The organism is Subdoligranulum sp. DSM 23681 (genome assembly GCF_057005535.1).
In genome coordinates this window covers 254,228-266,293 of the sequence record NZ_CM168050.1, presented here as the reverse complement: position 1 = coordinate 266,293, position 12,066 = coordinate 254,228, and the positions used below count along the sequence as shown (strand labels likewise).

15 protein-coding genes are annotated in these 12,066 nt (G+C 59.3%); 13 read left to right on the top strand and 2 right to left on the bottom strand.

Features of this window, described 5'->3' with window-relative positions:
- Positions 1–11: 11 nt before the first annotated feature.
- The 13 genes from hemZ (at position 12) to AC127K_RS01280 (ending at position 9,194) form a co-directional block, all read left to right on the top strand.
- Complete coding sequence (hemZ, locus tag AC127K_RS01340) at positions 12–1,505, top strand: coproporphyrinogen dehydrogenase HemZ (RefSeq protein ID WP_483721285.1); 1,494 nt, start codon at positions 12–14, stop codon at positions 1,503–1,505.
- Complete coding sequence (locus tag AC127K_RS01335) at positions 1,456–2,385, top strand: uridine kinase family protein (protein WP_483721284.1); 930 nt, start codon at positions 1,456–1,458, stop codon at positions 2,383–2,385. Before hemZ ends, AC127K_RS01335 begins: the two co-directional genes overlap by 50 nt.
- 161 nt (positions 2,386–2,546) lie before the next feature.
- A complete protein-coding gene (locus AC127K_RS01330; protein WP_483721283.1) occupies positions 2,547–3,026 on the top strand; it encodes a zinc-ribbon domain-containing protein in 480 nt (159 codons plus the stop codon).
- 71 nt (positions 3,027–3,097) lie between these two features.
- Positions 3,098–3,784 (top strand): nucleoside triphosphate pyrophosphohydrolase, encoded by a 687-nt coding sequence (gene mazG, locus AC127K_RS01325; RefSeq protein ID WP_483721282.1) that lies wholly within the window; start codon positions 3,098–3,100, stop codon positions 3,782–3,784.
- Between the two features lie 63 nt (positions 3,785–3,847).
- Positions 3,848–4,120 (top strand): HU family DNA-binding protein, encoded by a 273-nt coding sequence (locus AC127K_RS01320; protein ID WP_294538402.1) that lies wholly within the window; start codon positions 3,848–3,850, stop codon positions 4,118–4,120.
- 87 nt (positions 4,121–4,207) lie between these two features.
- Positions 4,208–4,453 (top strand): RNA-binding S4 domain-containing protein, encoded by a 246-nt coding sequence (locus AC127K_RS01315; protein WP_294538405.1) that lies wholly within the window; start codon positions 4,208–4,210, stop codon positions 4,451–4,453.
- 89 nt (positions 4,454–4,542) lie between these two features.
- Positions 4,543–4,854 carry a YabP/YqfC family sporulation protein gene (locus AC127K_RS01310; protein ID WP_483721281.1) on the top strand — a complete coding sequence of 104 codons (312 nt, stop codon included), beginning with the start codon at positions 4,543–4,545 and terminating at the stop codon, positions 4,852–4,854.
- Positions 4,855–5,072: 218 nt separating this feature from the next.
- Positions 5,073–5,339, top strand: a complete 267-nt coding sequence (locus AC127K_RS01305; protein WP_483721280.1) for a hypothetical protein — start codon at positions 5,073–5,075, stop codon at positions 5,337–5,339.
- A 49-nt stretch (positions 5,340–5,388) separates the two neighbouring features.
- Entirely contained in the window at positions 5,389–5,670 is a 282-nt protein-coding gene (locus AC127K_RS01300) for an FtsB family cell division protein (protein WP_294538414.1), read from the top strand.
- 86 nt (positions 5,671–5,756) lie between these two features.
- The gene (locus AC127K_RS01295) at positions 5,757–6,227 is read left to right on the top strand and encodes a S1 RNA-binding domain-containing protein (protein WP_294538416.1); all 471 of its coding nucleotides are present in this window, start codon (positions 5,757–5,759) and stop codon (positions 6,225–6,227) included.
- A 139-nt stretch (positions 6,228–6,366) separates the two neighbouring features.
- Positions 6,367–7,494 carry a THUMP domain-containing class I SAM-dependent RNA methyltransferase gene (locus AC127K_RS01290; RefSeq protein ID WP_483721279.1) on the top strand — a complete coding sequence of 376 codons (1,128 nt, stop codon included), beginning with the start codon at positions 6,367–6,369 and terminating at the stop codon, positions 7,492–7,494.
- A 12-nt stretch (positions 7,495–7,506) separates the two neighbouring features.
- Positions 7,507–8,361: an NYN domain-containing protein gene (locus tag AC127K_RS01285; RefSeq protein WP_294538420.1), complete on the top strand. Its 855-nt coding sequence runs from the start codon at positions 7,507–7,509 to the stop codon at positions 8,359–8,361.
- 38 nt (positions 8,362–8,399) lie between these two features.
- Entirely contained in the window at positions 8,400–9,194 is a 795-nt protein-coding gene (locus AC127K_RS01280) for a GNAT family N-acetyltransferase (RefSeq protein WP_483721278.1), read from the top strand.
- Between the two features lie 54 nt (positions 9,195–9,248).
- Here the strand turns inward: AC127K_RS01280 and AC127K_RS01275 are convergent, their stop codons facing one another.
- Positions 9,249–11,135: a hypothetical protein gene (locus AC127K_RS01275; protein WP_483721277.1), complete on the bottom strand. Its 1,887-nt coding sequence runs from the start codon at positions 11,133–11,135 to the stop codon at positions 9,249–9,251.
- Complete coding sequence (locus tag AC127K_RS01270; protein ID WP_483721276.1) at positions 11,132–12,049, bottom strand: radical SAM protein; 918 nt, start codon at positions 12,047–12,049, stop codon at positions 11,132–11,134. Before AC127K_RS01270 ends, AC127K_RS01275 begins: the two co-directional genes overlap by 4 nt.
- Between the last annotated feature and the right edge of the window lie 17 nt (positions 12,050–12,066).

Sequence of the window (12,066 nt, the reverse complement as noted above, 5' to 3'; positions counted from 1 at the left end):
AGGTCCTCCCCATGCAAATTGTTTTGCGCGGCCCGTCGGCCGGTTACGAGGCCGAACATGTGGCCCGTATGTTTTTCCCGGATGGGGTACTGGCCGGTGCCGACTGCGCCCTGGATGACCCCAGTCTGGATCTGATTGCTGCTGTGGACCATGCAGTGGCCCAGATCGTTTATTTGCGCCAGAACGGGGATCTGTACTGGAAGATCGCCACGGTGGACCGGGACATGCCTCCCAAACAGCGGGAATATGCCCTGTGCCGGTTGCTGTACACCCTTGCCTGCGAGCACACCGGTATCCGCCCGCCCTGGGGGATGATGACCGGGGTTCGCCCGGTGCGCATCATCCATGATATGAGGGATGCCGGCGCCACTGAGGAACAGATCAGACAGCGCTTTCTGGAGGAATACGACTGCACCCCCAAGCGTTATGAGATGGCTCTGTCCATTGCAGACCTGCAGCGCCCGGTGCTGGAAGGCTCCGCGCCTATGGACTGCAGTGTGTATGCGGGCATTCCGTTCTGCCCCACCCGGTGCAGTTACTGCAGCTTTGTCTCCCGCACGGTGGGGGACAAGTCCACCCGGGCCCTGGTGGAACCCTATGTGGATTGTCTTTGCCGGGAACTCACCGCCACCCGTCGGGTGGTGGATGAATGCGGCCTGCGGGTTCGTACTCTGTACATCGGCGGCGGCACGCCCACCAGCTTGACGGCGCCCCAGCTGCGCAAGCTCATGGCACAGATGGCCGAAAGCTTCCCTTTGTCCCAATTGGAGGAGTACACGGTGGAGGCCGGACGCCCCGACTGTACCGATGAGGAGAAGCTGCGCATCCTGAAGGAATACGGGGCCACCCGTATCTCCATCAACCCGCAGACCTTCTCGGATGAGGTGCTGCGCAACATTGGCCGGCGGCATACCGCCCAGGACATCCTGGACTGTTACCGCACTGCCCGGGCCGTGGGACACGACAACATCAATATGGATCTGATCGCCGGTCTGCCCGGGGACACGGTGGAAGGCTTCCGCCGCAGCCTGGAAACGGCCATCTCTCTGGACCCGGAGAACATCACCGTACACACCCTGACCCTGAAACGGGCATCCAACCTGGTGATGGAACACCGGGCTGCCGCATATGCTGATGTGGCGGCCATGCTGCAGAGCTGCGACCTGCTGTATCAGGCCGGCTACCGCCCGTACTATCTCTATCGTCAGAAAGGTACCCTGCAGAATCTGGAAAACATCGGATGGAGCAAACCGGGCCGGGAATGCCTGTATAACATTTATATCATGGAGGAGGTCCACACCATCCTGTCTGCCGGTGCGGGCGGCTCCACCAAGCTGGTCATGCCGGGGCAGCGCCGCGGCAAGATCGAGCGCATCTTCAATTTCAAATACCCGACGGAATACATTGATCGCTTCGACACGGTCCTGGACCGGAAGAAGGGAGTGAAACGCTTCTATGACGCTTGTCTCCAAACAAACACCACCCAAACGCCTGGTGGGATGTGAGCTCATCAATCTGGCCGGTGCCGATCAGGCACGCTTTGTGCAGGTGTGCGAGCAGCGCTATCACGACCGTCTGGAAGCCGCTGCCCATGCGGCACTGAACAGCGGTGCACAGATCATCATGCTCACGGGTCCTTCTGCTGCCGGCAAAACCACCACCGCCCGCAAACTGTCCCAGCGCATTGCCGCGTCGGGACGCCGCAGTGCGGTCATCAGTCTGGATGATTTCTTTGTGGGAGAAGGACGCTATCCCAAGCAGGCGGACGGCAGCGATGATTATGAGTGCGTGGAAGCGCTGGACCTTCCGGTCCTGCGCCGCTGCCTGCGGGATCTGGCCGATACTGGTGTCTGTGATACCCCGATTTTTGATTTCCTGACCCAGAAGCCCACCGGCACTACCCGCCACATTGACGGCCGGGGCGGCGTGGTGGTGATTGAGGGATTGCATGCCTTCAATCCGGCGCTGGATGTGGACAGTCTGCCTAAGGGAGCGGCCATCCATATCTATGCCGGCCTGCGGGAAGAGTACGCTGCACCGGATGGGTCCCGGGTCCTGGCCACCCGGGATATCCGTCTGGCCCGCCGCCTGACACGGGACTTTTTGTTTCGCGGACATGATGCGGATTTTACCCTGCGGCTGTGGCCCCACGTCTGCCGGTCGGAGGACCGCTATATCAAAGCATTCAAGAGTCGGGCGGATCTGGTTCTGGATACTTCTTTCAGCTATGAAGTCTGCCTGTGGGGACACTATACCCGTGAGATGACGGCGGTGGAATATACAGACCGGCTGCAGGAGCTGTGCCGCCGCTTTGCCGCATTCGATTCCCTGCCCGGTACGGCAGTCCCGGCGGACAGTATGCTGCGTGAGTTTATTGGACAGTAAACAGTAGAGTGTGCTGATACTGGCAAATATTAACGAAAACGTAACATTTTCGCCGGTTTTCAGATTGCAAAGCGCGGCGCAATCGGCTATAATGCAGATAGCAACGGGTCGTGCAGGGCATGGCCCGCCCCAGTATCATACGAATGTGAGGTGCGTTTCCCATGACGTTTGAACTCGATTTTGACAAGATCAAAGAACAGAGCATGCAGTTTGTTGATATCGCCAAAAAGACCGCGCTGGACCTGGCCGATAAGGGCAAAAACCAGCTGGACCTGATCAATCAGCAGACCCAGCTTTCCAAGGCCCAGCGTCAGCTCGGCGCTCTGGTGTATACCCTGCATAAGTCCGGCGAGGAAAACCAGCCCTTGGTGGATAAGTATATTGAGCATATCGCTTCCATCGAAGCAGCCATTGAGGAGATCAAAGGCCGCATGACCGCCGATGAGGCTGCTCAGGCAGAGGAAGCTGCGGCCCAGGCCACCGATATGGCCGATACCGCCAAGGCTGCCGACGAAGCCGGCGAATCCTATGAGGATGAGGAAGAGGAGACCCAGAGCCACCTCACCAAGGTTTGCCCCGTCTGCAACGCCAAGGTGGATGTGGATGCGCTGTTCTGCAACCATTGCGGTGCACAGCTGTAAAATTTGCTTGACGAATTCAAATTCTGTTGTACAATAGAAATCCGGCGCTTTTCGCCGCCTCAGGAAAGAACATGATCGAATATCCGAAAAAATCCCCATATACGGCCGATGATCTGGTGGCCATCATTGCCATTCTCCGTGATCCCGAAAACGGCTGTCCGTGGGACCGGGTACAGACCCATGAATCCATCCGGATGAACTTTCTGGAAGAAGCCTACGAGGCGGTGGATGCCATCGACCTGCAGGACCCCGAACTTCTGTGTGAAGAACTGGGCGATGTGCTGATGCAGGTGGTGTTTCATGCCCGTATGGAGGAAGAACAGGGCCATGGTGGCTGGACACAGATTTGTGACGGTGTATGCCGGAAACTGATCTGGCGCCATCCGCATATTTTTGGCCCGCAAACCGGCTCCGAAGGCATAAACGACTGGGATACGCTCAAGAATATGGAAAAGGGCCGGACCACCCTGGCAGCGGATCTGGCCAGTGTGCCCCGTGCGCTGCCTGCATTGATGCGTGCCGCCAAATTGCAGAAACGTGCTGCCAAGCATGGCGCAAAGATGCCGGCCCCTGAACCTGAAGCTTTGGCCCGTCTGGCGCAGACCGCTGCGCGGGAAGGTCCGGATGCCGAGCAGGCTGTGGGACAGCTGCTGTTTGAGGCAGTGGCTCTGGCCCGGGCAGCCGGGATCGATCCGGAGCAGGCCTTGTCCCGGTACAACGATTCGTTTGAGCAAAACACCCCGAACCAAACCGTCTAAAGGCGGAACTGTGACTATTCGAGGACCCGCTTTTGGCATATAAATCACTTGGAGGTATAAACAATGACCAAAGTTGAACTGATCGCCGCCGTCGCTACCAATGCCGGCCTGACCAAGAAGGACGCCGAGAAGGCTGTCAGCGCCACGCTGGATGTGATCACCGATGCTCTGAAGAATGGCGAGAAAGTGTCGCTGGTCGGCTTCGGCACCTTTGAAGTGCGCGAGCGCAAGGAACGCCAGGGCCGTAACCCCCAGACCCGTGAGCCCATGACCATCCCCGCTTCCAAACTGCCCGCTTTCAGCGCCGGCAAGGCCCTGAAGGACGCCGTCAAGTAATCAAGCGCTTCAGCGCATCGCCTGCCGCCGGCCTGTCTGGCCCGGCAGGCGTCTTTTTTATCATTTCTGCGGAAAGGAACCCCACCCATGCGTTTGGATAAATATCTCAAAGTCAGTCGCCTGATCAAGCGCCGCACTCTGGCCAACGAAGTGGCTGATGCCGGCCGTATCCTGGTGGGCGGCAAGCCTGCCAAGGCCAGTTACGCGGTCAAGGTGGGCGATGTGATCGAAATCACCTTCGGCAACCGCCCGGTCAAGGTGCGTGTGCTTTCGGTGGACGAACCCAAGGGCAAGGACGTTGCCCGTGAACTGTACGAAGTGCTGGAAGGCTGAAAAAACTTTTCGGCCTGCCCCATAAAAGGGGCATAACCCGGCTCCCTGGTGCATATGTTTTACCATACCGCACCAAGGGGGCTTTTTCTATGCCAGAACAAACCAGCCAGACCGCTATTCTGCCGGCGCCGGAAACCCCGGCGTTCAAATCCCACACCCTCCAGCTGGAAGACCGCGCCCGCCTGACTGTCACCGGGGTGACCCGTATTGTCAGCTGTGATGAAAACGGAGCCCTACTCAAAACGGCCCAAGGGGACCTGACCATCGGCGGACAGGGCATCCAGATCGGAGAACTTTCGGTGCGCACCGGGCAGGTGCACATTACCGGAAAGATCGAATTCCTGCAGTATGCCGAAAACCGGGAAAGCAGCGGGGGATTGCTGGCCCGCCTTCTGCGCTGATGGCGGCGGCTCCGGCTCTCTGGGCTGTTGGGCGGGACGTGCTGTGGTGCCTGGGACTGGGGCTGCTTTTGGCCGCAGCACGGGATGTGGCCGGGATCTTTCTGGGCAACGGGCGCTTCTTGTGCTTTGTATGGGATGTGCTGGCCTTCGCCTGTGCGGCGGTCCTGCTGTGCGGGTTTGCGGCCTCAGCCTCGGCCGGCGGCGGAACACGCTGGTATATGGCTGTTGGCCTGGGGGCAGGCGCACTGGCATGGCACGGAGCTGTGTCCGGGACCCTGCACGCGCTGGCGAACCGTATGGGACGGGCTGTTCTGACTGCGGCCCAACGTGTGCAGGACGCAGCTGCGGCACCTTTTGTGCATCTTCGGCGGCTGTATGTGACAAAAAAACAGACAAAAATCGCCCTGAAAGCGAAAAAAAGCACACAAAAAGTAACAAAGCGGAAAAAACAGTTGCAAAAACAGAGGAAAATATTATATAATTGATTCTGCATGAATCTGCTATATCCGACATTGCAAAGGAGGCGGAGCAGACATGACCCGAAAAAACGGACTCTTGCGGCGTTTGCTCCCGCTGTTTATCCTGATCCTGTGTGCCTCGTTGGTTTACAGTCTGGTTCGCTGCCAGATCGCCATCAACGCAAAGCAGCAGGAACTGGTCGGCGTACAGGCGCAGCTGGACGTCCAGCTGGCCCAGAACGAGGAACTGCAGCGCACGCTGAATGATGGGGAAGACGCCATCATTGAGCGCATCGCCCGCGATGAGGGTTACTCCAAGCCGAACGAGCGCATCTGGAGAGACATCAGCGGCAAATAATCCGAACAGCAAAGGGCTTTGGCTCTTTTCTGAAATAAAAACAGGCGGGACCCCATGGGGTTCGCCGGAAAAAGGGGTATCATAGTTTGGCATTTCAGGTTGGGGATATCGTCGAAGGCAAAGTCACCGGCATCAAGCCGTTTGGCGCTTTCGTCTCTTTGCCGGAAGGCAAGAACGGCCTTGTCCACATTTCCGAGGTCTCGTACGAGTACGTGCAGGATCTGTCTGCCGTGCTGAGTGATGGTCAGACTGTCAAGGTCAAAATTCTGTCCATTGCGCCGGACGGCAAGATCGCGCTGTCCATCAAACGCACGCAGCCCGCACCCGAACGCGGTGCACGGCAGGGCGGTGCCCACCAGCAGCGGCAGCAGGGTTCGGCTCCGCGTGCCAAGCGCGAAGCCCCGCCCCGCGTGTGGCAGCCCAAACCCACGCAGCCGCAGGGGAATCTCAGCTTCGAGGATATGATGGCGCGCTACAAGTCCCAGAGCGAGGAAAAGATCGCGGACCTCAAGCGTGTGACCGAAAACCGCCGCGGCGGCTATTCTCGTCGGCGCTGATTCCCAAAACCTTAACCGCACACAGCGGCAGGCCCTGTACAGCCTGGTCCAACCGGCCGGGCGGTGCGGCCTGCCTTTTTTGCATGGCGCGGGATGGCCCGTGCTATGGTTGTTTCCTCATACAACGAAAGGATGTCTCATGCCCACTACCTACACCCTCGTCGCTCCCTGTTTTTTTGGCACCGAGTCCACCCTGGCCTTTGAAGTGCGCCGCATCGGTGCCCAGAACGTGCAAGTCACCGATGGCCGTGTGATTTTTGAGGGCGATGCTTCCGTCATCGCTGCCGCCAACCTGAATCTGCGCACCGCCGAACGGGTCCTGCTGCTGCTCAAGACCTGGCAGGCCACCACCTTTGACGAACTGTTTGACGGCGTTTACTCCATCCCCTGGGAGGAGATCATCCCCGCAGATGCCCAGTTCCCGGTCAAGGGGTCCAGCCTGTCCAGCCAGCTGTCCAGCGTGCCCGCCTGCCAGAGCATTGTGAAAAAGGCAGTGGTCAAGCGGCTGATGGCCAGCCATCACACCAATACCTTGCCCGAGACGGGCAAACTGTACAAGCTGCGGTTTGCCCTGCGCAAAAACACGGTGGAAATGATGCTGGACACTTCCGGCGATGGCCTGCACAAGCGGGGCTACCGCCGCAACGCCACCCTGGCACCCATCAAGGAGACTCTGGCGGCTGCCATTGCGGACCTGGGCCGGGTACGTCGGGATACCTTGGTGCAGGACCCCTTCTGCGGGTCCGGCACGCTGGTTATCGAGGCCGCCCAGAAGGCGCTGAACATTGCCCCCGGCCTGCGCCGTCGTTTCGCCGCCGAACAGTTTGATTTTGTCCCTGCGGAGGTCTGGCGGGCCGAGCGGGCCAAAGCCATCGAACAGGCCAAGCCGGACGCAGCCTTTGAAGGTTTCGGGTATGATATTGACCCCGCTGCCGTGGCGCTGGCCACTGCCAATGCCAAGCTGGCCGGGGTGGGGGATCGCTGCCACTTTGAGGTGGCGGATGTGAAGGACTTCGTGCCCCGGGATGGCGCTACTGTGCTGACCAACCCGCCTTACGGCGAACGGCTGGGAGACGCTGCGGAAGCTGCCGCGCTGGCAGCTGTGCTGGGCAAGGCGTGGCACGCCCATCCCGGTGCCGGTCTGTATGCCATCACCGCCGATGCCGATTTTGAGAAGCACTTCGGCGGCAAAGCCACCAAGCGCCGCAAAATTTACAACGGCATGATTCCGTGTCAGGTGTATATGTATTTCGACCGTAAAAAGTAAGGAGGGCCCCCGATGGAAGATCTGAAACTGGCCGTTCTCATCGACGCCGACAACATCTCCCCCAAATACGTCAAGGTCATTCTGGATGAGGCCGCCTCCTTCGGTGTGGCGGCGGCCAAACGAATTTACGGCGACTGGAGCGATCCCCGGCTGAAAAGCTGGAAAGATGCGCTGCTCAACAACTCCATCATCCCCATGCAGCAGTACAGCTATACCACCGGCAAAAACGCCACGGATTCGGCTATGATCATCGACGCCATGGACCTGCTCTATTCCGGCAACCTGGATGGGTTCTGCATCGTCTCTTCGGACAGTGACTTCACCCGTCTGGCCGCCCGCTTGCGGGAGGCCGGCAAACTGGTCATCGGTATGGGGGAGAGCAAGACCCTGGGGCCCTTTGTCAAGGCTTGCGACCAGTTCAAATATCTGGACTTGATTCTGGACCACAGCGATCACAATGAGCCGGACACCGCCGGCGCCCGTGATGTGACCGACGCCGCCGAGGCGGCTGCCATGGCCGCGGCCGGGGACGATACCGCCATCAACCGGGATTCGGTGTACAAGCTGGTGCGCGGTATGATCGATGAGATGGATGACGGAACCGGTTGGGTGCGCACCTCCCGGGTGGGGGACCAGCTTATCAAGCGGTATCCGGACTTTGACGTGCGTAACTTTGGTTCCAAGAGCCTCAACCGTTTTCTGGCCTCTTTCCCGGAACTGGAAGTGGAAGAGCGGATCCTGGCCAATGGCAACCCCATCCAGTTTGTACGCATCCGTCCCCAGCCAAAACCGGCCAGCAAGAAGAATCCGCCTCGCAAAACACCTTCCCGCCAGACCTCCAAAAAGCGGGCAACGCACAAAAAGTAAACCGCCCGTACCGGCGGTGCCGAAAGGAGATTTGCCTGATGCAGCGCTGTACCGAAGCGGACCGGCAAGCCGTACTGGATTATATTGCGGCTGAACCGGAAATCAACCTTTTCATTTATGGCGATGTGGAAACGGTGGGGGTGGACAAGCCTCCCGTGCGGGTATGGGTGGAACCGGGGCCCCAGGGCTGGGATTTCCTGATCCTGCAATATTTTGACAGCTACATCCTGTACAGCCGGAATCCTGATTACAACGCGGCGGCCGCAGCCGCATTTCTGCGGGACCGCAAGGTGCGGGGAATCAGCGGCAAGCAGGAGCTGCTGGACCGTCTGGCCCCGTATTTCCCCGGGAAAAGCTGCAAACTCACCTATATGAGCCGCTGCAACGCTGTGGACCCTGCTTATGCGGGACAAACTCCTGTCGGTATTACGGTGCGGGAACTGGGCCCGGAGGATCTGGACCAGACGCTGGACCTGCTGCGCGGTATTGAAGAATTTGCCGATTCCTACCATGGAGATGCCCGGGAGCGGGAAGAACTGGCTCAGTGCTGGAAATGCGGCGGCATGATGATGGGCGCTTTCCGGGCAGGGCAACTCGTCTCCACGGCCCAGACCACCGCTGCCAGCAGCCGCAGCGCCATGGTGGTGGGAGTAGCCACCCGCCCGGAGGCGCGGGGCTGCGGATATGCCAGTGCGGTGGTGGCGGAACTCTGCCGCCGCAGCTTTGCCCAGGGGCGGGCATTCCTCTGCTTGTTTTACGATAACCCGGCCGCCGGACGCATCTATCACCGTATCGGATTTTCCGAGGTGGGCGGCTGGACCATGATGAACTGAACCAACCAAAGCGGGCACCTGCCGTCAAAGCAGATGCCCGCTTTCCTTATTGTGTCAGTCTATTTTGTAAATCCGATGGTCGTCGTCGCTGTACCACAGTGTGTACCGCTGCCGGTACCAGTCTTCATCGGCCTGGAACCTGGTATACACCGCGCTGTCAAACAGCACATAGTCCACACCCCAGGCCTGCAAAACAGCCGCATCCGGCGTTTCATACAAGCTGACCATGGCGTGGTATTCGTCGGCATAGTCCATACCATGGTAATACACAAAGCTCCCGGAACCGCACACGATCTGCCGCCCTGCCAGGGAAAATACCGGCGTCAGGTGATCGTCGCTGGTCAGGAACAAAGCATCCGGCTCGGCATTCGCATCCACATAGGCTGCCATCTGAATGTCGGTGGCGCTCCATTGCTGATAATCGCTCACCGCTTCCCGCCCCAAGGTCAGCACACTTCCGAACATGCCCACAAAGCAGCACAGCGCCATGCCCAGAACCCCCAGGGTGCGGGAATGCATCCTTCCCCACAGGTCGCACAGGAGAGAAGCCACCAGCATACAGCCCAAAGCATGCCAGATGAACAGAAGCTTGTTGTTGTCATAATTGTTGGGCTGGAACACCACACACTCGGCCAGAGCCCAGATCACAACCCCGCCGCCATAAAACCACCGCTGCCGGCGATTGGCGTGGAAAAAGGCGGGAATCAGCAGCAGATATACAAGACCGATGTTTTTGATGTAGAACCAGAAATAGTTGTCCTTGAGCCCGGAGCCGTCGTTGTTTACCCAATTGAAATGGAGGCGCAGCATGTTCTCTCCGCTTACCGACTGGGCAAACACGGTGGCCCACATCTGGGCGAACCAGACCACACCGCATACCAGGGCCAGCCAGAACCAGGGCAGAAGCACTGTGCGCACCCGCGGCCGATGCGCCAGAGTGTAGATCCCACAGGCCAGACAGCACAGAACCAGCGCCAGGGCGGAATGTGTCTGCATCAACGGCAGGGGAAGGACCAGCACCGCCAGGGGCAGCCAAAGGCGGGGACGGCTTTCCATGCAGAACCGCCACAAAAGATAGAGTGCCGGGAACAGCAGGGACCATCCGAACAGGGTGGCTCTCTGGGGAAGCAGCAGATCGGCCAGAGGATTCACCCAGATCACATTGTGGGCGGTGTCATTGGTGGGGGTGGTGTAGAATCCGGTGAAGATGGAAAGAAAGGTCTCTTTATCTCGCAGAAAATAGACAAACCCAAACCCGCTGCCCAGAAAGAACAGCCAGAAGGCCAGACTGGCTTTGGCGGAGGACTCCAGGACCCGGTTTGCCAGCTGCCAGAACATCAGATACACCGCCACAAAAGCCGGCAGCATGGGCAGAATGTAGGCAAGACGCAGGTCGCTGCCCAGCACCAGAAAAACGCTGGAAACGCATTCGCATAAAAATGGGTAGCCAAATCGGTTTTCCCCGGCCAGCAGGGGATACAGCGGCGGGAACTGTCCGGTGACCGCAATATTTTTAATGAATCCCAGATGCATGGCCATGTCGCCGTAGCAGCTTTGTCCGGTGTGGTAGGCTCCGTCAACCAGGTGCAGCACATGGGTGTGCAGCAGATAAACAGTCAGCACCAGCATGGGCAGAACGCAAGCCCACATGGCAGCGGCACCCTGCCCTGCATGGAGGGAGGGAAGCGGGCCGCCCCGCAGCAGCAGCCATGCAATCATGACAAAACCGACCCCACCCGCACAGAGAAGGGCGGGCAGGGCGAATCCCAGAAACAGGGCAAAAAGGGCGGGCAGTATGGCCAGAAAGCTGACGCCGAAGGCACAGCCCAGTCCGACGACAGTTCCGACGCCGGCTCCCGGCAAGGTCCGGCGGGCGGCCAGAAATCCGGCCAGCAGAAACAGGACCAAGTAGGCGCAACTCAGCAAAGCACCGATCATCATACACCCTCCAGGTCAAAGGGAGGCGTATACTCCTCCCGTGCGCTGCTTTTTTCCTGCATATATCCGTCGGTCAGACCAAGAGCAATGGCGGCATCCACCACCTTGCGGTATTCGTAGGTGGTGATGCGCCGTCCCAGCTTATGTTCATCCGCGTGATAGAAGGGGGTGAACTGACTCATCAGACTGGTCAGGAACGGTACCCCCACCTCCTGCCGGATCTCGGCCAGACGCCGCAGAACCGCCAGACTGTCCTCCACATGCCCGGGCAGGGCCAGATGCCGCACGATCACCCCGCGCCGCAGATATCCGTCTTCTCCGAAAACCGGCGCCCCGGTCTGGCGCAGCATCTCGCACAGAGCCGCATCCGCAGCGGCGGGGTAGTCTGCCGCCCGGGACAATTCCGCTGCAAGGGCAGGGGAGGCATATTTGTAATCGGTGAGCCAGATATCCACATAGGACTTCAGTGCCTGTACAGTCTCTATGGTCTCATAGCCGCCGGTATTGTAGACCACCGGCAGGTGCAGACCCCGGCGGCGGGCTTTCTCCAGGGCAGCCGTCACCCAGGGCAGCCATTGGGTGGCTGTGACAAGATTGATGTTCTGCGCGCCTTTTTCCTGCAGTTCCAGAAAAATTTCGCACAGACGGTTTTCGTCAATATCCTTACCCAATCCCTGCTGACTGATGGCGTAATTCTGGCAATAGCAGCACCCCAGTGCGCAGCCGGTAAAAAACACAGTGCCGCTGCCGGTGGGGGCGTTGGGATCGCCGCTCAGGCAGGGTTCTTCCCAGTGGTGCAGGGCGGCACGGGCTACCCGCAGGATGCCGCCGGCACCGCACACGCCGGTTTTGCCGGCCGCACGGTCGGCACCGCAGGCCCGGGGACACAGATGGCAACAGGTTGGTAAAACGGGCATGGACAGAATCTCCTTTG

Bases quoted from the DNA above. Each gene is read 5' to 3' on its own strand.
- AC127K_RS01280 (WP_483721278.1), top strand. From the start codon at position 8,400: ATGCAGCGCTGTACCGAAGCGGACCGGCAAGCCGTACTGGATTATATT.
- AC127K_RS01305 (WP_483721280.1), top strand. From the start codon at position 5,073: ATGGCTGTTGGCCTGGGGGCAGGCGCACTGGCATGGCACGGAGCTGTG.
- AC127K_RS01310 (WP_483721281.1), top strand. From the start codon at position 4,543: ATGCCAGAACAAACCAGCCAGACCGCTATTCTGCCGGCGCCGGAAACC.
- AC127K_RS01285 (WP_294538420.1), top strand. From the start codon at position 7,507: ATGGAAGATCTGAAACTGGCCGTTCTCATCGACGCCGACAACATCTCC.
- AC127K_RS01275 (WP_483721277.1), bottom strand. From the start codon at position 11,135: ATGATGATCGGTGCTTTGCTGAGTTGCGCCTACTTGGTCCTGTTTCTG.
- hemZ (WP_483721285.1), top strand. From the start codon at position 12: ATGCAAATTGTTTTGCGCGGCCCGTCGGCCGGTTACGAGGCCGAACAT.
- AC127K_RS01335 (WP_483721284.1), top strand. From the start codon at position 1,456: ATGACGCTTGTCTCCAAACAAACACCACCCAAACGCCTGGTGGGATGT.
- AC127K_RS01270 (WP_483721276.1), bottom strand. From the start codon at position 12,049: ATGCCCGTTTTACCAACCTGTTGCCATCTGTGTCCCCGGGCCTGCGGT.
- AC127K_RS01300 (WP_294538414.1), top strand. From the start codon at position 5,389: ATGACCCGAAAAAACGGACTCTTGCGGCGTTTGCTCCCGCTGTTTATC.
- AC127K_RS01320 (WP_294538402.1), top strand. From the start codon at position 3,848: ATGACCAAAGTTGAACTGATCGCCGCCGTCGCTACCAATGCCGGCCTG.
- mazG (WP_483721282.1), top strand. From the start codon at position 3,098: ATGATCGAATATCCGAAAAAATCCCCATATACGGCCGATGATCTGGTG.
- AC127K_RS01315 (WP_294538405.1), top strand. From the start codon at position 4,208: ATGCGTTTGGATAAATATCTCAAAGTCAGTCGCCTGATCAAGCGCCGC.
- AC127K_RS01290 (WP_483721279.1), top strand. From the start codon at position 6,367: ATGCCCACTACCTACACCCTCGTCGCTCCCTGTTTTTTTGGCACCGAG.
- AC127K_RS01330 (WP_483721283.1), top strand. From the start codon at position 2,547: ATGACGTTTGAACTCGATTTTGACAAGATCAAAGAACAGAGCATGCAG.